17 protein-coding genes are annotated in these 18,203 nt (G+C 43.0%); 14 read left to right on the forward strand and 3 right to left on the reverse strand.

All coding sequences use genetic code 11. The annotated features are described in order from the left end of the window. Positions 1-122 precede the first annotated feature (122 nt). Complete coding sequence (locus ABD772_RS10060) at positions 123-845, reverse strand: RluA family pseudouridine synthase (RefSeq protein WP_345103479.1); 723 nt, start codon at positions 843-845, stop codon at positions 123-125. Positions 846-930: 85 nt separating this feature from the next. Then, positions 931-1,746 carry a 3-methyl-2-oxobutanoate hydroxymethyltransferase gene (gene panB / locus ABD772_RS10065; protein WP_345103481.1) on the reverse strand — a complete coding sequence of 272 codons (816 nt, stop codon included), beginning with the start codon at positions 1,744-1,746 and terminating at the stop codon, positions 931-933. Between the two features lie 426 nt (positions 1,747-2,172). Here panB and carA point away from each other — a divergent pair, with 426 nt between their 5' ends. The 7 genes from carA (at position 2,173) to eno (ending at position 9,416) form a co-directional block, all read left to right on the forward strand. Continuing rightward, positions 2,173-3,273 carry a glutamine-hydrolyzing carbamoyl-phosphate synthase small subunit gene (gene carA, locus ABD772_RS10070; RefSeq protein ID WP_345103483.1) on the forward strand — a complete coding sequence of 367 codons (1,101 nt, stop codon included), beginning with the start codon at positions 2,173-2,175 and terminating at the stop codon, positions 3,271-3,273. Positions 3,274-3,421: 148 nt separating this feature from the next. Continuing rightward, positions 3,422-3,994, forward strand: coding sequence for a hypothetical protein (locus tag ABD772_RS10075; protein WP_345103485.1), 573 nt, complete (start codon positions 3,422-3,424; stop codon positions 3,992-3,994). Positions 3,995-4,521: 527 nt separating this feature from the next. Continuing rightward, positions 4,522-5,286: an ABC transporter ATP-binding protein gene (locus ABD772_RS10080; RefSeq protein ID WP_345103487.1), complete on the forward strand. Its 765-nt coding sequence runs from the start codon at positions 4,522-4,524 to the stop codon at positions 5,284-5,286. Between the two features lie 72 nt (positions 5,287-5,358). Then, positions 5,359-6,456, forward strand: a complete 1,098-nt coding sequence (locus tag ABD772_RS10085) for an ABC transporter permease (RefSeq protein WP_345103489.1) — start codon at positions 5,359-5,361, stop codon at positions 6,454-6,456. Between the two features lie 134 nt (positions 6,457-6,590). Then, positions 6,591-7,316: a DUF2490 domain-containing protein gene (locus ABD772_RS10090; protein WP_345103492.1), complete on the forward strand. Its 726-nt coding sequence runs from the start codon at positions 6,591-6,593 to the stop codon at positions 7,314-7,316. Between the two features lie 84 nt (positions 7,317-7,400). Beyond that, entirely contained in the window at positions 7,401-7,970 is a 570-nt protein-coding gene (locus ABD772_RS10095) for a PAS domain S-box protein (protein WP_345103495.1), read from the forward strand. Between the two features lie 147 nt (positions 7,971-8,117). Next, the gene (eno, locus tag ABD772_RS10100; protein WP_345103498.1) at positions 8,118-9,416 is read left to right on the forward strand and encodes a phosphopyruvate hydratase; all 1,299 of its coding nucleotides are present in this window, start codon (positions 8,118-8,120) and stop codon (positions 9,414-9,416) included. Positions 9,417-9,593: 177 nt separating this feature from the next. Here eno and ABD772_RS10105 read toward each other — a convergent pair whose 3' ends face one another. Next, positions 9,594-10,367 carry a DNA-formamidopyrimidine glycosylase family protein gene (locus ABD772_RS10105; protein WP_345103500.1) on the reverse strand — a complete coding sequence of 258 codons (774 nt, stop codon included), beginning with the start codon at positions 10,365-10,367 and terminating at the stop codon, positions 9,594-9,596. Positions 10,368-10,515: 148 nt separating this feature from the next. Here ABD772_RS10105 and ABD772_RS10110 point away from each other — a divergent pair, with 148 nt between their 5' ends. The 7 genes from ABD772_RS10110 to ABD772_RS10140 all read left to right on the forward strand — a co-directional run bounded on the left by ABD772_RS10110 (position 10,516) and on the right by ABD772_RS10140 (position 18,192). Then, entirely contained in the window at positions 10,516-11,856 is a 1,341-nt protein-coding gene (locus ABD772_RS10110) for a DEAD/DEAH box helicase (RefSeq protein WP_345103502.1), read from the forward strand. Between the two features lie 178 nt (positions 11,857-12,034). Then, positions 12,035-12,328, forward strand: a complete 294-nt coding sequence (locus tag ABD772_RS10115) for an FtsB family cell division protein (RefSeq protein ID WP_345103505.1) — start codon at positions 12,035-12,037, stop codon at positions 12,326-12,328. Between the two features lie 109 nt (positions 12,329-12,437). Continuing rightward, positions 12,438-13,148 (forward strand): ATP-binding cassette domain-containing protein, encoded by a 711-nt coding sequence (locus ABD772_RS10120; protein WP_345103508.1) that lies wholly within the window; start codon positions 12,438-12,440, stop codon positions 13,146-13,148. A gap of 77 nt (positions 13,149-13,225) precedes the next feature. Next, complete coding sequence (locus tag ABD772_RS10125; protein WP_345103511.1) at positions 13,226-13,744, forward strand: outer membrane beta-barrel protein; 519 nt, start codon at positions 13,226-13,228, stop codon at positions 13,742-13,744. Positions 13,745-13,848: 104 nt separating this feature from the next. Beyond that, a complete protein-coding gene (gene gldG, locus ABD772_RS10130; protein WP_345103514.1) occupies positions 13,849-16,245 on the forward strand; it encodes a gliding motility-associated ABC transporter substrate-binding protein GldG in 2,397 nt (798 codons plus the stop codon). Positions 16,246-16,282: 37 nt separating this feature from the next. After that, positions 16,283-17,407, forward strand: coding sequence for a DNA polymerase III subunit beta (gene dnaN, locus ABD772_RS10135; RefSeq protein ID WP_345103517.1), 1,125 nt, complete (start codon positions 16,283-16,285; stop codon positions 17,405-17,407). A gap of 119 nt (positions 17,408-17,526) precedes the next feature. After that, positions 17,527-18,192: a DUF4397 domain-containing protein gene (locus ABD772_RS10140; protein WP_345103520.1), complete on the forward strand. Its 666-nt coding sequence runs from the start codon at positions 17,527-17,529 to the stop codon at positions 18,190-18,192. Positions 18,193-18,203: the final 11 nt, after the last annotated feature.

The following is an 18,203-nucleotide window of genomic DNA, read 5'->3' on the forward strand; positions in this document are numbered from 1 at the left end:
AAAAGTTTATATAATTAAGTTATACAAAAGATAGGCATAAAAATAAGTATACGATTTAGGCCCATCGTAGTAATTGGTGTGATCTAAAATAACAATAAATAAATGCGCGAAGAAATTTGATATTATCCCATCATTCCTTCAAACTTTTCCCAAAAGCCGTCTTTAGGTACGGGGGCGGTAATCAGTATAGGTTCTTTTTTTATGGGATGTATAAATTGAAGGCGGCGCGCATGCAGGCAGATGCTTTTGCGCAGGCTGCCACGAGGATAGCCATATTTATTATCGCCTACTATTGGCGTGCCCAGCGTGGAAAGCTGCACACGGATTTGGTGCGGACGGCCGGTTATGGGGTCTACCTCAATTAAATAGTAGCCTTCCAGTTCGCTAACCAGTTTATAGTGCAGTTCAGAGCGCTGGCTGTTGGCTACCTCGTGGTCGAACGCTTTGGTAACGTTTTTCTGTGGATTTTTGATCAGGTAATGTACCAAAGTGCCGGCGATAGGATCGGGGCGTTTGCGCGTTACCGCATAATACGTTTTATGCATTTCGCGGGCTTTAAACATTTTGTTAATGCGCTCTAAAGCCTTGCTGGTTTTAGCAAACAATATTACGCCGCTAACCGGCCGATCCAAACGATGCACCACGCCCAAAAAAGCACCATTAGGTTTGTTGTATTTTTTGGCGATGTATTTTTTAACCTTTTCGTCCAATGGCTCGTCGCCGGTATCGTCAACTTGTACAATATCGCCGGCGCGTTTATTTATCGCAATAAGGTGGTTGTCCTCATAAAGAACATCCTTATCGGTAATTTCATGATCTTCGTAACGAAATTCAGGTCGGGCCATTGTGAGTCGATAGTCTATAGTTTATAGTTCATAGCCATAGGTTTGTATAGGTTCTATGATTTATGAACTATGAACTAATAACCAATTAATATTGTTCTTTTTCGTTGGGAAATTCCTTTGCTTTTACGTCGCTCACATAGTTCTGTATGGCTGTGTTCATGGTGTCGTACAGGTTAGCATATTGGCGCAGAAAGCGAGGCTTAAAGCCCTTGTTAATGCCCAGCATATCGTGTATTACCAGCACCTGGCCATCGCAATATTGACCGGCGCCGATGCCTATGGTTGGTATGTCCAGGCTTTCAGAAACTTCTTTGGCCAGTTGTGCCGGAATCTTTTCCAACACCACGCCAAAGCAACCTAATTCCTGTAATTTCATAGCATCCTCACGTAACTTGGCGGCTTCAGCATCCTCTTTAGCCCTGACGGTGTAGGTGCCAAATTTATAAATGGATTGCGGCGTCAAACCCAGATGGCCCATCACCGGTATCCCCGCGGTAAGGATACGGCTTACCGATTCGGCAATTTCGATACCGCCCTCAATCTTCACCCCGTGAGCGCCTGACTCTTTCATAATGCGGATAGCCGAGTTCAAAGCCTCTTTTGAGTTGCCCTGATAGGTACCAAAAGGTAAGTCGACGATAACCAAAGCACGTTTTGCTGCACGTACAACTGCAGATGCATGATAAATCATTTGGTCTAAAGTAATAGGCAGTGTGGTTTCGTGTCCTGCCATTACGTTCGAGGCCGAGTCGCCCACCAATATGATGTCCACACCGGCAGCGTCAACAATAGATGCCATGGAAAAGTCGTAAGATGTTAACATGGCAATTTTCTCGCCGCGGTTCTTCATCTCCTGTACGGTATGGGTGGTTATTCTCTTTACTTCTTTATGAACAGACATCGTTATGCTGATTTAAGATTAAGCAAAGGTAGGATTATTTCGGATTTGGCAGATAGCCAATGTATGATGAGTGATCCACGTGTGAATGTGTATCACTTTGGATCAGTTGGATCACCTGAAAAATGTAATTTGCTGAAAATGAGCTATGTACGTATTTTTCATCTTTAAAGTGGATCAATTTGGATCAACTTTTCTAACTTATAAGTCATTTTTGGATCAGCAAGTCAAAAAATCCGAATCTCACTTGGGAAACGACGCAGCCTTCATGAACACCAAAAAATAAAAAACCCGTGAAAAATCCGAAATAAAACAGTACTTTTGCATCGTGAATCAAGAGGTATTTTACTTCGTTTCTACGATCCAGTTTAACGGCGCATCGCACCAGACAAGCCGCAATTTTCACCATTCAATTTATTTAGTAATCAGATGACTTATTTCACCAAATTACCTGCGGTATTATTATTAGAAGACGGAACTGTTTTTCATGGCAAAGCTGCCGGAAAGATAGGCACCACAGCCGGCGAAATATGTTTTAATACAGGCATGACCGGCTACCAGGAAATTTTTACTGACCCCTCTTACTTTGGTCAGATAATGGTTGCTACCAACGCGCATATTGGTAACTACGGTATCGCCGACAAAGAAGTTGAATCGGGTAATATCCAGATTGCCGGTTTGGTTTGTAAAAACTATAACATCCCTTACAGCCGTAAACAGGCAGACGAGTCTATCCAGGATTATTTCCAGCAGCAAAATATAGTTGGCATATCTGATGTAGATACCCGCCAGCTGGTGCGCCACATCCGCGACAAGGGAGCGATGAATGCTATCATTTCATCAGAGATCACAGATATCGACGAATTGAAAGCTAAATTAGCCGAAGTGCCGTCAATGGACGGTCTTGAACTGTCATCAAAAGTATCAACCACCGAAACGTATACTTTCGGCGAAGAGAATGCTCCATATCGTGTTGCGGTGCTTGACCTGGGCGTAAAGAAAAACATCCTGCGCAATTTTGATGACCGCGGTGTTTATGCTAAAGTTTACCCGGCTAAAACCACCTTTGCCGAAATAGAAAAAGATTTTGCGCCAACCGGCTACTTTATCTCAAACGGCCCCGGCGACCCGGCTGCAATGCCCTATGCTGTTGAAACCGTAAAAGAAATTTTAGCTGCAGATAAGCCGATGTTCGGTATTTGTTTAGGCCACCAGTTACTGGCTTTGGCTAATGATATTCCAACCCGTAAAATGTTTAACGGACACCGCGGCCTGAATCACCCGGTAAAAAATATCATCATTAACCATTGCGAGGTTACTTCGCAAAACCACGGTTTTGGTGTAGTGCCCGAGGCGGTAAGGGCATCAGACAAAGTAGAGATCACCCACGTTAACCTGAATGACGACTCGATTGAAGGTATCCGTGTAAAAGGCAAAAAAGCATTCTCAGTACAATATCACCCTGAGTCATCTCCCGGCCCGCATGATAGCCGCTATTTGTTTGATGATTTTATTAATTTGATGAAGTAAATAAGCGATAAAAGATAAATGAAAGAGACGCTCAAGTGGGCGTCTCTTTTTATTTTCGAAATATGTCAGCATAGACGGGAGGCATCGCGTCTCTATGGTATTATTCTTTTCATAATCTTTCTTACTTTTAGTAACCTGATTCCTTGTTATGAAACGTTGGCTTTTTCTGTTGATTTTTATTCTTATTTACTCTGCATCTTTTGCGCAAACACATGCTGAAAAGAAGTTTATCAGGATGGTTATTGGCGAAGAAAATATCCTTTATAACGACAAGATAAATTTTTATTGGATCAAAGAAATTAAAGAAGCGTTAAACAAAGACACGCTTTATGATTGGAAACATGGATTGCGTTATGAAAAACACGTTTTACCAGATAGTTTAACGTTTGTTTTAACAGCGTCAGAAAGATCATTTATAAATCAAGAGTTAGACAAAATGAATACTTTGGCGTGGAAAGATAACTTATTAAAGCACTCCATCTTGATAACTAAACAAAAGTTACAACAGTACAGAGATTTGCACGGTGGGCAGTCTTATTATGAATCGCAAGAGTACAAAAAATTTCATAAATCTTACACATTTACTAAACCCATTTTTATAAGAAATAATACCGTCTGTTTTTTTTATTTAGCCGAAACTTATGGCGGCAATTTGATGATTTATATCAAAGACGGTAAAAAGTGGAAGCTTAAATATATCCCTTATTTTTGGACAAGTTAATGCTGGCAATCCCTTTGCATGTCCCGATGTAGAGACGCGATGCTTCGCGTCTTTTACCATTAAAGATGCCAAAGTGCTTAAATCTGAAGCGAATTGAAGAAGAGTAAGAAATAAAAAGGTGTCATGCTGAGGCTCGCGAAACATGCTGAAAAGGCCCACGCTCATCCTTCGGTGCTTCATGGTGGCAGCCCCCTTTTGAATGATTAGGTTCCTTATAATCCCCTGTTCATCCATCGGTCAACTCCATTCACCGACAATTTGCCGAAGCTTACCTAATAACCGTGTGCGGTTTTCGATATACGTGCAACATTTGTACCGTAAATCGCAACACAATGACACACTTATTCACCATACCAACATTAGTCGTCGCCAGTAAATTTTTGGCGCATGTAGTTTCAGCTATACATTTAATTGGGCATCTGGTAAAATAATTAACATCTACCTATGTTATTTCTGCCTATTGTAATAATCGTATCGCTGCGTTGAAAAATTGTTGATATTCCGCTTTTCTATGCCAACTTTGCGACATGGTAAAACAATCCATAATTACAGTTAAAGATCTGGTTAAAAACTATGGCGATTTTAACGCCGTAAAAGGCATCAGCTTTGAGGTTTATGAGAGCGAGATTTTTGGCTTGCTTGGTCCGAACGGCGCAGGTAAAACTACCACGTTAGAGATCATTGAAACGCTACGCGAAAAAACATCAGGCGAGATCATCGTTGACGGGTTTAATATTGACACTGATGCCGCCAGCATCAAAAAGCGCATAGGCGTTCAACTGCAAGCTGCAGGCTACTATCCCAACCTTAATCTTTCCGAACTGATAGAACTGTTTTCGGGGCTGTATGGTATTGACCGCAGCCCGCTGGAAATGCTGGAAAAGGTGGCACTGACCGATAAAGCAAAAGCCAAATACAAAGACCTATCCGGCGGACAAAAGCAACGATTTTCTATTGCCACTACCTTGATTAATAATCCTCGTATTGTATTCCTGGACGAGCCAACAACCGGCCTTGACCCGCAAGCGCGCCGCAACCTTTGGGACCTGATCCGCGAGATACGCGACCAGGGAACCACTGTAGTGCTAACCACCCACTACATGGACGAAGCCGAGGTATTGTGCGACCGTGTAGCTTTTGTGGACGGCGGTAATATAATAGGCGTCGATACACCTGATGCTTTTATTGACAAACTGGTAGCATCAGGATTTGAACGGCCAAAACAAGTAAAGCTGGCTAACCTTGAAGATGTATTTATTAATATGACCGGCAAGGAGTGGAGAGCTGAGTAAGCACCCCAACCACTCGAAGAGGGAGTATTAATGAGGCTGAAAAGCCTAATGAACAAATGAACTAGTAAACCAATGAACCAAAAATACAGTAATTTAAAAGCAACCCTGGCTATAGCCAAGGCAAGTTTCCGTTCCATAGTGCGCAGCCCATCATCGGTGGTGTTTACATTACTTTTTCCATTGATATTTATTTTGGTATTTGGTTTTATAAGCGGCGGCGGAGTGATTTCTGTTGATGTCGGTGTGGCTAAAACCAATGATACGATAAACCCGGTTTATCAGGCATTAAAAAAGGTAAGCGTGGTACGGCTGATACATAACCAGACACCGCAGGAAATGGAAGCGAATCTGAAAAAAGGTAGTATCGACGCTATACTGAACATTCAGAAAAATGCTCAACCACCTTACTTTACTGTGAATGTACAGTCAAGCAAAGCGTCGGGCGAAAAGATGGCTATCCTTAAATCGGCCCTGAATAATATCTTTTTTGAGATCAACTCACGTATACCCAACGCACCGCCGCCTGTGGCCGAACTTAAAGAAACCACAGTGGTAGGCCGCGAGTATAAAACCATCGACTTTATTTTGCCCGGCCAACTGGGTTTCGCATTGCTAAGTACCGGCGTATTCGGCACTGCGTTTGTATTTTTATCGCTCCGGATAACGCTGGTGATAAAACGTTTTTTTGCGACGCCGGTAAAACGTTACAGCATTGTGATAGGAGAGGCCATTGCCCGTATATCATTCGCGCTGATTGGTGCTTTGTTTATCATTACTATCGGTCGCTTTGCATTTGGTTTTACGCTGGTTCACGGCTTTGTCACCGTGCTTGATATGCTTTTGCTCTCGCTCATTGGGGTGGTTGTTTTTATGGGTTTTGGATTTGTGGTGTCAGGTATCGCCAAAAATGAAAGTACGGTACCACCTATTGCCAACATGATTACACTGCCGCAGTTCTTACTCTCAGGTACGTTTTTTTCGATTAATGTTTTCCCGGCCTGGTTGCAGCCCATTAGCAGGGCGCTGCCTTTAACCTATCTGAATGATGCCTTGCGCAAAGTAGCGTTTGAGGGTGCAAGCCTGATGGATGTATCGCATCAGATATTGATAATGCTGATTTGGGGCGTAGTGGTGTACATAGCCGCCACCAAAGCGTTTAAATGGGAATAGCTGTAAACTGAGGCAATAATAATTATAGGCGTTGCCACCTCTGTTAACATTTTCTTAACATTAGATAACTAATTCTTAATATTAACATAATATTAAGAAAATATCTTTGCGCTTATAATTTACATTAAATTAACATGATAAAATATAAGCTAAGCGCTGCAGCACTCTTTTTTCTTTTCGTTATATCTTTGACAGCAAAAGCCCAAAATAATAAGACCGGAACCTTTGGTATAGCTACCGTAGTTTTACCCGGGGATAGTTTACACCATTGGGGCGGATATGCTGAATTGCAGGGTCGTGGAGATAAAGTGTTTAACCAATACTTTTATTATGAAACCAAAACCGGTATCAGTTATGATATAACAAAGGACTTTGTCGCCTTGTTAGGTACCGGTCGTTACTCAACAGGCGATAACCTGGAACATCTGACAAAAGGTACAGAGTTCAGGCTGTGGGAGCAGATGACTATCAACCAGTTTTTATACCGCATAAAAATAGAACATCGTTATCGTATAGAACAACGCTGGGTAAATGGCTACTACCGTAACCGTTTCAGGTATCGCCTGAATATGTTTATCCCTTTAAATAATACCCGGATCGATCCAAAAACCTGGTTTATTTCAGTTTTCGAGGAAGTATTTATGAACAATAAAGTACCTAATTTTGAAAGAAACCGTATATCGGCCGCATTAGGCTACCAGTTTGATAAAAGCATAAACGTTCAGGCTGGCTGGCTAAATCAATACAATTATACACCGGCTTACGCTGCAGCTAAAAACAATATAGCGCTTATGTTTATGTACCGCATCAACCGTAAAAATGCCGTGCAGCGCGAGCATATGCCAAGCACCGCTGATTAACGGCAGCCCGATATTTTCACGTTACCTTTATTGTATTTTGGTATATAATGGTTAAATTGCTAGGCGTTAATCATTGAAAAATATATGAAATCCGGTGCATTTAAAATTGCAGCCATTTACGTTGTCACCGGTGTTTTATGGATTACCCTGAGCGACAAAATATTAGATTGGGCTAAGGGGGGCATTGACATTTCGGTGATCTTGTTTGTTGGCAGTATCAAAGGGCTGTTTTATGTACTTATCACTGGCGTCATTCTTTATAAACTCATTGTTAATTACAATTCCAGGCTGGACGAAAGCGAAAGGCAATACCGCAGCTACTTCGAAGCCAATCCCTCGCCTATGTGGATTTATAATAAACGCACCTTAAACTACACCGCTGCCAACAATGCCGCTATATCCAACTACGGCTACACACTTGAGGAATTTAAAAACATGACCATTCTTGATATCCGCCCTAAAAGTGATATTGGCAAAGTGCATGCAACTGTAAAGCAACTTACAGAAGGTTATAACGATTCAGGTATCTGGACGCACCAAAAAAAGGACGGCACTTTAATTCGTGTACATGTTACCTCACATATTATTACTTCGCTTAAAGAGCCGCATATCATGATCATGGCTACCGAGGTTAAGCCGTCAGCCATCGGTTAAATCACCAGTTCTCTTATTACTATATTAATTTTATGTTAATATTAAACAATTTTGCTGCTTATTTATTTGAAATTGTATCTTTGAAAAACCAAATGTTTTTGGTGTACTATCTACACTAAGATCTTAAATGAATAAATAAGTAAGAAAATGAGTTTAATAATTGACGTTCACGCCCGCCAGATCCTTGACTCGCGCGGAAACCCTACTATTGAGGTAGATGTATTAACCGAAAATGGCTTTCTAGGCCGTGCCGCTGTACCATCAGGTGCTTCAACTGGTGCGCACGAGGCTGTCGAGCTGCGTGACAACGATAAGGCAGTGTACTTAGGTAAAGGCGTTTTGAAAGCCGTTGCCAACGTGAATGACGTTATCGCTAAAGAATTACAAGGTGTTGACGTTTTTGACCAAAACAGCATCGACAAAATTATGATCGATCTGGATGGTACACCAAATAAAGCAAAGTTAGGCGCTAACGCGATATTGGGTGTTTCGCTGGCTGCTGCCAAAGCTGCCGCTCAGGAAAGCCGCCAGCCTTTATACCGTTATATTGGTGGTGTAAATGCTAACACGTTACCAATCCCGATGATGAACATCGTTAACGGCGGTTCGCACTCTGACGCGCCTATCGCGTTTCAGGAGTTTATGATCATGCCGGTTGGCGCTCCTTCTTTCTCTGAGGCTTTGCGTTGGGGTGCTGAGGTGTTCCATAATCTGAAAAAGATTTTACATGACCGCGACCTGTCAACTGCTGTAGGCGACGAAGGCGGTTTTGCTCCGAAATTTGAAGGTACTGAAGATGGCGTTGAAACCATTCTGAAAGCTATTGAAAAAGCAGGTTACAAACCGGGCGAAGACATTTGCCTGGCGTTTGACTGCGCTGCTTCTGAGTTTTACAAAGATGGTAAATACGATTATACTAAATTTGAAGGTAGCAAAGGCGCTATCCGCACCAGCGAAGAACAAGCTGATTACCTGGCTCAATTAGCACAAAAATACCCGATCATTTCTATCGAGGACGGTATGGCAGAAGATGATTGGAATGGCTGGAAGATCCTGACTGAAAAAATTGGTGACAAAGTACAGTTAGTGGGCGATGATTTGTTTGTAACCAACGTTGTACGTTTACAACAAGGTATTGACAACGATACCGCTAACTCAATCCTGGTAAAAGTTAATCAGATTGGTTCATTGACTGAAACCATCAACGCGGTTAGCCTGGCACAAACCAGCGGCTATACCTCAGTAATGAGCCACCGTTCTGGCGAGACCGAGGACGCAACTATTGCCGACTTAGCTGTCGCTTTAAATTGTGGTCAGATCAAAACCGGTTCGGCCTCACGTTCAGACAGGATCGCGAAATACAACCAATTGTTGCGTATAGAGGAAGAATTAGGCGAGAACGCTAAGTTCATCGGTAAGAATTTTAAATACGCTTACAAGAAATAAGCATTCGTATTAAGACGCGAAGCATCGCGTCTCTACGTCAAAAAGGCCTTTCCAAATCGGAAGGGTCTTTTTATTTTGCCTGTCTTGCCGAATTATTTCGGCATCCCACATGCTAAGCGAATTGTTTTGCTTTCGCCGCATTAACATCCTTAAACAAATTCTGGATGACGCGGGATATCACTCAAACAACTCCTGCTCATCTGTATAATACGTCTTGCGCCCGTCTATCGGTTTTTGGTGTATGATAGCGCCGGCAGCGGTCTGTTTTTGTTTGGGTAGATGTACTTTCAGGAAATCCCTGACCTCTCCGCTGATGATGTCTGGTTTGGCTTTGATGATCTGCTTTTCTGCATCCGCTAATACCCCTTTGACAGATTTTGCCAGGTACTTGATCTTATTTTCAGGTATTTTGTTAGATGTTGAGAATGGCGACAGTTTAGCGTCAAATAAAATCTCATCAGCATAAGCATTGCCAATTCCGCGCAATACTTTCTGGTCCATGAGCACGGTTTTAACGGCTTTTTTGGTCTTGCCGAGCTGCTGTTTCAGATAGGTTTCATTTACATCAAGCGCATCAGGTACATCATTTTCCGCAGGGTCGAGCGTTGGCGTGGCGGCCGACTGGAAATCTGTTAGCGTTAACCCTTTGCCACCCTCAAAAGTCAATTCAATGATGCTGTACTTGTTTTTGTTATCGCGCTCAAAGGTGTGCAGCTGTCCGTGCAGCATCAGATGCAGGGCCAGCACATGTTTGTTTTTAAATTCAAAGTGCAGTTCTTTACCAACCCGTTTTACGCCCTTTAATTCGCTACCTTCCAAGGCATCTTTAAGCTTAGTAACCGGTACGTTTAATTTTTTATGATTGGGTACCTCCAAGTTATCCAAAGTTTTTCCCTTGAACCGTTTATTCAGGTTGCGGCTGAAGACCTGCAGATCGGGTAGTTCGGGCATGGTGGTGTTTAAATATTGAAATAACCACCAGGGCTAATATTGGTTTCGGGCGAAGCCAAAATAAAACCGTATCTTTGCCAAAATAAAAAATCTCTGACGATTCTTTTCAGACAAAGCTTCTGCGATCGCGTTGGCAAACAATAAGATAATGACATTTAACGATTTAAATTTAATAGAGCCCATCCTCAAGGCTTTAAAAACTGAAGGATATACTACACCTACACCCATACAAGAGCAGGCTATACCTATTGTACTGCAACGCCGCGACCTTTTAGGTTGTGCGCAAACCGGTACCGGTAAAACTGCAGCTTTCTCTATACCAATTTTACAACTGCTTTACCAGGACAGATTACAGCACAAGGAGCAAAAAACTATTAAAGCGCTCATATTAACGCCAACCCGGGAACTGGCCATACAGATCAACGAAAGCCTGGCGGCCTACGGCCGTCACACCGGTTTAAAACACCTGGTGATCTTTGGTGGTGTGTCACAAAATCCACAGGTAGATGCTTTGCGTCGTGGGGTGGATATTTTGGTAGCTACCCCGGGCCGTTTGCTGGATTTAATGAACCAGCGTTTCGTCCATCTGGAGCATATTAAGATGCTGGTATTGGATGAAGCCGACCGTATGCTGGATATGGGTTTTGTAAACGATGTAAAAAAGGTCATCGCCAAAGTGCCGGTTAAAAGGCAAACGCTGTTTTTTTCGGCTACAATGCCTAAAGAAATTCAGCACCTGGCCGATACTATCCTGACCAATCCGGAAAAAATAGAAGTTACTCCGGTATCGTCAACTGCTGATACCATTCAGCAGGAATTGTACTACGTACAAAAGTCAGACAAACGCGATTTGCTGGCGCACATTCTTAAAGATAAGGACATCAAAACTGCGTTGGTATTTACGCGTACCAAGCATGGCGCCGATAAAGTGGTCAAAGATCTGCACAGGCTAAAGATCACTGCCGAGGCTATACACGGCAATAAATCACAAAATGCCAGGCAGCGTGCATTAACTAACTTTAAAAACCGGGATACGAGAGTTCTTATCGCTACGGATATTGCGGCGCGTGGTATCGATATCGATGAGTTAACCCACGTAATAAATTACGAAATACCAAACATCCCCGAAACCTATGTACACCGCATTGGGCGTACGGGCAGGGCGGGGGCCAATGGTATAGCTTATTCCTTTTGCGATGCCGAGGAGCTGGAATATATCAGGGACATTCATAAATTGATTGGCAAACAGATACCGGTAAATGAAGAGCATCCCTATGTGATGAATCCGCAAACTGTACGCCCCACTGATGAGGCCGATAAACCTAAAGGTAAAGGCGGCGGTCAAAAACGGGGTCGTGGTTTTGGACGAGCCGATAAACGCCCGTCAGATAACAGCCGTCATAGCGGCGGCGGGCGTTCAGCCGAAAGCAATATGAGCGGTGGCAGACCAGGTGGCAATGGCGGTAAATCAAACGGTAACAGAAGGTAAAAAAATTGCCCTTCGCAGAGACGCGATGCATCGCGTCTCTCATCCATCCAATAAATAATTGCATTGTATACGCGATGCATCGCGTATCTACGTGGATTTTATTGTTAATAAGTTAATAAGCATATTTGCAGCAGTTAATCTTTTTAAATAATTTTAATGAAATTATCGCTCCCCGGTCATGAAACGATTGATAGATCTGTTTAAAAACAAATTTTTCCTGGTTACAGTAGCTTTTGCAGTCTGGATGATTTTTTTTGATAAGAATGACCTGTTGTCGCAATATCAATATCATCAGGAGGTTAATAAACTGAAAGAAGAGCGCGATTTCTTTAAAGACGAAAGCGAAAAAGTTGCCAAGGACCTCGACGAGCTTAACTCCGACCCGGAAAAGCTTGAAAAATTTGCCCGCGAAAAATACCTCATGCACAAAGACAATGAGGATGTTTTTGTGGTTGTAAAAGAGAAAAAGTAACCCCACCCAAGCCCTCCCCGGCGGGGAGGGTTTTACTTATTAAATTTATCAAAAAAAAGTCTCCCTTTCCAGAGGATATTTAGAAGGGGCTTTTTACTACATTTGAAGCATGAGCATTCATGTTGAAGGTCTAACAAAAATTTATGGTGAGCAAAAGGCTGTTGACGATATCAGTTTTGCGGCTAAGCCGGGCGTACTGGGCTTTTTAGGCCCCAACGGTGCGGGTAAATCAACTACGATGAAAATACTGACCGGCTTTATCCCGCAAACCGGGGGCAGAGCAGAGGTATGTGGATTTGATGTGACTACCCAGCCGCTCGAGGTTAAACGTAACATAGGCTACCTGCCCGAAAGTAATGCCCTGTATGCTGATATGTACGTAAAAGAGTCGCTTGGCTTTGTGGCCGATATGCATAAGCTTCACGAGCCGGAAAAACGTATTGCAGAGGTTATCGAAATGACCGGCCTTGGTCCGGAGCAACACAAAAAGATCGGTCAGTTATCAAAAGGGTATCGCCAGCGCGTCGGCCTGGCACAAGCTATATTGCATGATCCTAAGGTGCTTATTTTAGACGAGCCTACTTCGGGTCTTGACCCTAACCAGTTGATCAGCATCCGCCAGTTAATTATCGATCTGGGTAAAACGAAAACCGTGGTGCTATCTACTCATATCATGCAGGAGGTCGAGGCTGTTTGCGATCATGTCATCATCATAAACAAAGGAAAAATTGTTGCTGATGATACGCTGCAAAGTCTCAAGCACAGCAACAACGCAACATCGTTAGAAAGTATTTTTGTTAAGCTTACCAATAATCAGTAGGCACCTTTAAAATCAAGGACCCGGTTGCTTATTAATGTTGATTTTATATTTTTGATATCAATTATAACTCTTAAACAATGAGAAAGATATTTTTAACCTTGGCACTACTGGGCGGTGTGCTCATAAATGCTTCTGCGCAAAAAACCGACCCCGGTAAGTTTAGCTTGGGTTTAGAGGCTGGTATTCCGGTGGGCTCGGCCCGTAATATTTCAACCTTTACCATTGGGGGGTCATTAAAATATGGGTTTGCTGTTGCAAGCAACACCTCGCTAACTGTTTCGGGCGGATATACTTACTTTCCTTATCGAGGCGATGTTACCTCGGCAGTTTTAGGTTACGCTAAAACAAACTCGGGCGAGGGCTATATACCTTTAAAAGCTGGTGTCAAATATTTTCTTTGCGATTTATTTTATGCCGAAGCTCAGTTAGGTACTACCATTTCAACCGCCTCGGGCGGTGGTACATGGTTGGCTTATGCTCCTGGCATTGGCTACCGGTTTGATACCCATGCCGACTTAGGCTTCCGTTATGAGGGCTGGGCGCAAAGCGGCCACACCAAAAGCCAGATAGCGGCGCGTTTAGCTTACAGTTTCTAAAAGAGATTTTAAAAGCTCCTGAGAAATCAGGAGCTTTGGTTTTTTTGTCTTGCCGATGTGGCGATAGCAAATATTGTTGTAATTTCGGCATTCAAGTTTTTAAGGTGTATAGCATACTCAAAAAAGAAATTACAACTTACCTCAGTTCGCTGGTGGCCTATGTTACCATTGGTGTTTTTTTGCTGGTACTGGGGCTCTTCCTGTGGGTTTTTCCCGACTCATCAGTTCTGGATTATGGCTACGCCGGATTAGATAGCCTGTTTAGCACGGCACCTTACCTGTTTATGTTCCTGATACCTGGAATAACCATGCGGTTGCTCGCCGAGGAGCGCAAGGAGGGGACATTTGAATTATTGATCACCCGCCCGCTTACCGAGCTGCAAATTGTATTAGGGAAATATTTCGCGGCGGTTATCATTGTTTTGTTTGCATTAGCGCCTACCCTGGTTTATTATTACTCGGTTTATGTGTTAGGCATACCCCAGGGCAATATCGATAGCGGCGCAGTTATTGGCTCATACATTGGCTTGTTTTTATTGGGCGCGTCGTTTGCGGCCATTGGCTTGTTTGCGTCAGCCATTACCAAAAATCAGATCATCGCATTCACCATATCAGTATTTATCTGTTTCTTTTTTTACAGTGGATTTGATTCATTGAGTGGATTACTGTCGCTGCAATCAACCGGTATACAAAGCCTTGGCATTGGTGATCATTATCAATCTATAAGCCGGGGCGTTTTAGATACACGCGATCTGGGCTACTTTATAGTTCTTGGGGCATCATTTATCTGGCTAACGGTGGTTGTGCTGTTAAAGCAGCAGCAAAAAAGTGCGGGTAAAAGAAGCCTTATTGGCATCGCAATTATTGTAATTATCGGCATATTAAGCAATGTGGGTTTTACCCGTTTTGATTTTACTAAGGAAGGCCGCTACACCATATCAACCATGAGTCGCGGTATTTTAGATAGTCTGAAGGGGCCGGTAAAAGTTACCGTTTATTTACAGGGCGATTTAACCGGCGGTATGAAGCGCCTGCAGCGCGCTACTAATGATATGCTGAGCGATCTGCAAGCTTATAGCCACCATAATTTGCAGTTTGAGTTTGTCGACCCGCTGAAAGGCCTGTCAAACGAGCAGCAAAATCAAACTATTCAGGATTTGCAGTCCCGCGGCATTGAGCCAACTGCGCTATCTGTAAAAACCGATGACGGTGTAACCCAGAAAACCATATTCCCGGCAGCAATAGTGGCGGCTAATGGCCGGGATATTCCGGTTAAGTTGCTGTATCAGCAAAATCAGATGGGGCTTTCAGCCGATGAAGTGCTCAATAACTCTATCCAAAATCTGGAATACGCTTTTATATCGGCTATTAAAAAAGCTACGAAAGGGGGCCGGCCGCAAATAGGCTTTACCACCGGCCATGATGAGCTGACCGATGTACAACTGAATGACGCTATGCGCTCTTTGTCTGACGGTTTTGAAGTTGGCCGCGTTGATCTTAAAAGCATCCCTTTTGACAGTTTGCTCAAAATACGCCTCATCGTAGTACCCAAACCCAACAAAGCATTTACCGAAGCCGAAAAATTCAAGCTGGATCAATACCTGATGCGCGGCGGAAGAATTGTCTGGACAATTGACCAGGTAAGCGCCGAACTGGATAGCCTGCGCGGCCACGGCGGGGAACAACTGGCTTTCCCGAAACAGTTGAATCTGGATGATCAGTTATTTACTTATGGGGTGCGTATTAATTATGATTTGATTGCGGATATAAACTCTGCACAAATTCCTATCAGCACAGGCAATATAGGCGGGCAGGCACAAATTCAAATGGTGCCCTGGCTGTTTTACCCGATATTTATGCCGATGTCCAAACACCCTGTCATCAAAAATCTGGATGGCATTTACAGCGAGTTTGTAAACACCATTGATGTATTGGATATCCGTAATGTTAAGAAGACGGTACTATTGACATCATCGCCCTACAATAAAAATCTGAAAGCGCCTCACATGCTATCATTGCAGGCTATTGAGCAGGAACCCGACCCGAAAGCGTTTCAAAGTACACCAAAGGTTACCGGGGTTTTATTAGAGGGACAGTTTATGTCTGACTTTCAAAACCGCCCGCAACCCCAAGGTTTGGGCGAGGCTATTCAGCAAAAGTCAGAAAGTGTATCTACGAAGCAGATTGTTATCAGCGACGGCGATATATTTAAAAACCAGGTGGCCGCAGATGGCTCGCCATATCCCTTGGGATACGACCACTATACGCGCCAGAATTTTGGCAATAAAAACCTGTTGCTGAATATTGCCGATTACATGACCGACGATTCGGGCCTGATTACTTTGCGTAACAAGGAGATCAAATTACGCTTGTTGAACCGTGCCCGCATTCGCAACGAAAAATTATACTGGCAAGTAATAAATACAATTGTGCCTTTGCTTTTGGTGTTAATATTTGCTATTTTTCAACATTATATTCGCAAGCGAAAGTATGCCCATTAAATTTTATACTTTTGACTAATTAACTTTAAATTTATATATGAGATTCATAGTTTCCACATCAACATTGTTGAAGCAATTGCAGGCCGTGAGCGGTGCGCTAAGCAGCAGCACAGTATTGCCTATATTGGAGAACTTTTTGTTTGAGATCAAGGATGGAAACTTAACCATTTCTGCCACCGACCTGCAAACCAGCATGACCACATCACTGCAGGTTGAGGCAAAAGAAAATGGCCGTATTGCAATTCCATCGCGCATTTTATTAGATACTTTAAAATCATTGCCAGAGCAACCGATAGCTTTTTCTGTTGATGACGCAACCTTTGCTATTGAGATAAATGCCGGCGATGGTAAATATAAATTAAGCGGCGAGAACGGTGAAGACTTTCCGAAGATTCCGGTTGTTGAAAATGCATCGTCAGTAAACCTGCCTGCTTCAGTTTTGGCCGAGGCTATTAACAAAACTATTTTCGCGGTAAGTAACGATGAACTGCGCCCGGCAATGACAGGTGTTTATTGCCAGCTGTCGAGCCAGTACTTAACTTTTGTGGCTACCGACGCGCACAAATTGGTACGCTACCGTCGTCTGGATGCAAAAGCAGAATCAACCACATCATTCATCCTGCCAAAGAAAGCCTTGACATTATTAAAGTCGGCTTTACCAAGCGATGATGTAAATGTATCTGTTGAATACAACAGCACCAGCGCCTTCTTTAAATTTAATAACATTAACCTGGTATGCCGCCTTATTGACGAGCGTTACCCGGATTACGAAGCGGTTATCCCACTGAACAACCCCAATAAATTAAGTATTGATCGCTTAGCTTTCTTAGGCTCACTAAACCGTGTAGCCATTTATGCTAATAAAACCACTCACCAGGTACGCTTAAAGATCAATGGCAGCGAGTTACATATTTCATCAGAGGATATTGACTTTGCCAACGAGGCTCATGAGCGTTTAGGTTGCCAGTATGAAGGCGAGGATATGGAAATTGGCTTTAATGCCCGTTTCCTGATCGAGATGCTGAAAAACCTGAGCGGCGAGGAAGTATTATTAGAAATGTCAACACCAAATCGCGCCGGTTTATTGTTACCTCAGGGTGGCGATGAAAATGAAGACGTATTGATGCTGGTGATGCCGGTTATGCTTAATAGCTACGCTTGATCCGCAGAAACAATAAAGAATTTTGAATCAGATCATAGTCCGGGCATTAAAACCGGACTTTTTTATTGAACCGGATAACAAAAGCTGCAATAAGGCAGTTATATAGCATCAGGTAATTTATGAATAGCAAAATAATATTGTTAATACTATTTGTGGCGATAGCTGGCGTCTTTGCCTGTAAAAAAGATGGCGAAAAGGTAGGTTCTGTCACCCAAAACGAGATAACGCTGATTAATGCCAGTAGCGATACCCTGAACGTTTATGAAAATGGCGCGCGCATTAACAACGGCTCAACCTTGTTACCATCGGGCCAATACCGTAACCTGGAGATTATAGCAGGCAATCAACATTACCAGTTTAAAAAAGCCGGTAATCCAAACGCTCTTTTTGATATTGGGCTCAATTTTGACTTTTCGTCATCGTACACGTTGTTTGTAGCGGGCCAGTCGGCAGATAAGGTATTTGTGCTGAAAGATACAGTCAACAGGGATACCCTCCGCTCCGCTTATGTCAGGTACATTAATGCTTCACCCGATGCAGGTAATATTGATTTTACCATTGGCAGCCTTCCAACGCTAAAAAGTCTTTCATTTAAATCGGCCACGTCATTTCTGAGCGTCCCGGCAGGTAAAGTTTTCTATTCGATGGTAAAGGACGGTACAGATACCATAGCGGCGGGCACCCTGACTTTCAATTCAGGTGTAGCTTATAATTTATTTACAAAAGGATTGGTTAATGGCAAGGGTACCAATGCACTTGGTGCGCGGGTGTTAATAGCACAGTAAAGGAATATGGG

Source organism: Mucilaginibacter panaciglaebae (genome assembly GCF_039539265.1).
Lineage (GTDB): Bacteria > Bacteroidota > Bacteroidia > Sphingobacteriales > Sphingobacteriaceae > Mucilaginibacter > Mucilaginibacter panaciglaebae.

Coding starts and splice junctions, on each gene's coding strand:
- ABD772_RS10060 (WP_345103479.1), bottom strand. CDS start 845: ATGGCCCGACCTGAATTTCGTTACGAAGATCATGAAATTACCGATAAG.
- panB (WP_345103481.1), bottom strand. CDS start 1,746: ATGTCTGTTCATAAAGAAGTAAAGAGAATAACCACCCATACCGTACAG.
- carA (WP_345103483.1), top strand. CDS start 2,173: ATGACTTATTTCACCAAATTACCTGCGGTATTATTATTAGAAGACGGA.
- ABD772_RS10075 (WP_345103485.1), top strand. CDS start 3,422: ATGAAACGTTGGCTTTTTCTGTTGATTTTTATTCTTATTTACTCTGCA.
- ABD772_RS10080 (WP_345103487.1), top strand. CDS start 4,522: ATGGTAAAACAATCCATAATTACAGTTAAAGATCTGGTTAAAAACTAT.
- ABD772_RS10085 (WP_345103489.1), top strand. CDS start 5,359: ATGAACCAAAAATACAGTAATTTAAAAGCAACCCTGGCTATAGCCAAG.
- ABD772_RS10090 (WP_345103492.1), top strand. CDS start 6,591: ATGATAAAATATAAGCTAAGCGCTGCAGCACTCTTTTTTCTTTTCGTT.
- ABD772_RS10095 (WP_345103495.1), top strand. CDS start 7,401: ATGAAATCCGGTGCATTTAAAATTGCAGCCATTTACGTTGTCACCGGT.
- eno (WP_345103498.1), top strand. CDS start 8,118: ATGAGTTTAATAATTGACGTTCACGCCCGCCAGATCCTTGACTCGCGC.
- ABD772_RS10105 (WP_345103500.1), bottom strand. CDS start 10,367: ATGCCCGAACTACCCGATCTGCAGGTCTTCAGCCGCAACCTGAATAAA.
- ABD772_RS10110 (WP_345103502.1), top strand. CDS start 10,516: ATGACATTTAACGATTTAAATTTAATAGAGCCCATCCTCAAGGCTTTA.
- ABD772_RS10115 (WP_345103505.1), top strand. CDS start 12,035: ATGAAACGATTGATAGATCTGTTTAAAAACAAATTTTTCCTGGTTACA.
- ABD772_RS10120 (WP_345103508.1), top strand. CDS start 12,438: ATGAGCATTCATGTTGAAGGTCTAACAAAAATTTATGGTGAGCAAAAG.
- ABD772_RS10125 (WP_345103511.1), top strand. CDS start 13,226: ATGAGAAAGATATTTTTAACCTTGGCACTACTGGGCGGTGTGCTCATA.
- dnaN (WP_345103517.1), top strand. CDS start 16,283: ATGAGATTCATAGTTTCCACATCAACATTGTTGAAGCAATTGCAGGCC.
- ABD772_RS10140 (WP_345103520.1), top strand. CDS start 17,527: ATGAATAGCAAAATAATATTGTTAATACTATTTGTGGCGATAGCTGGC.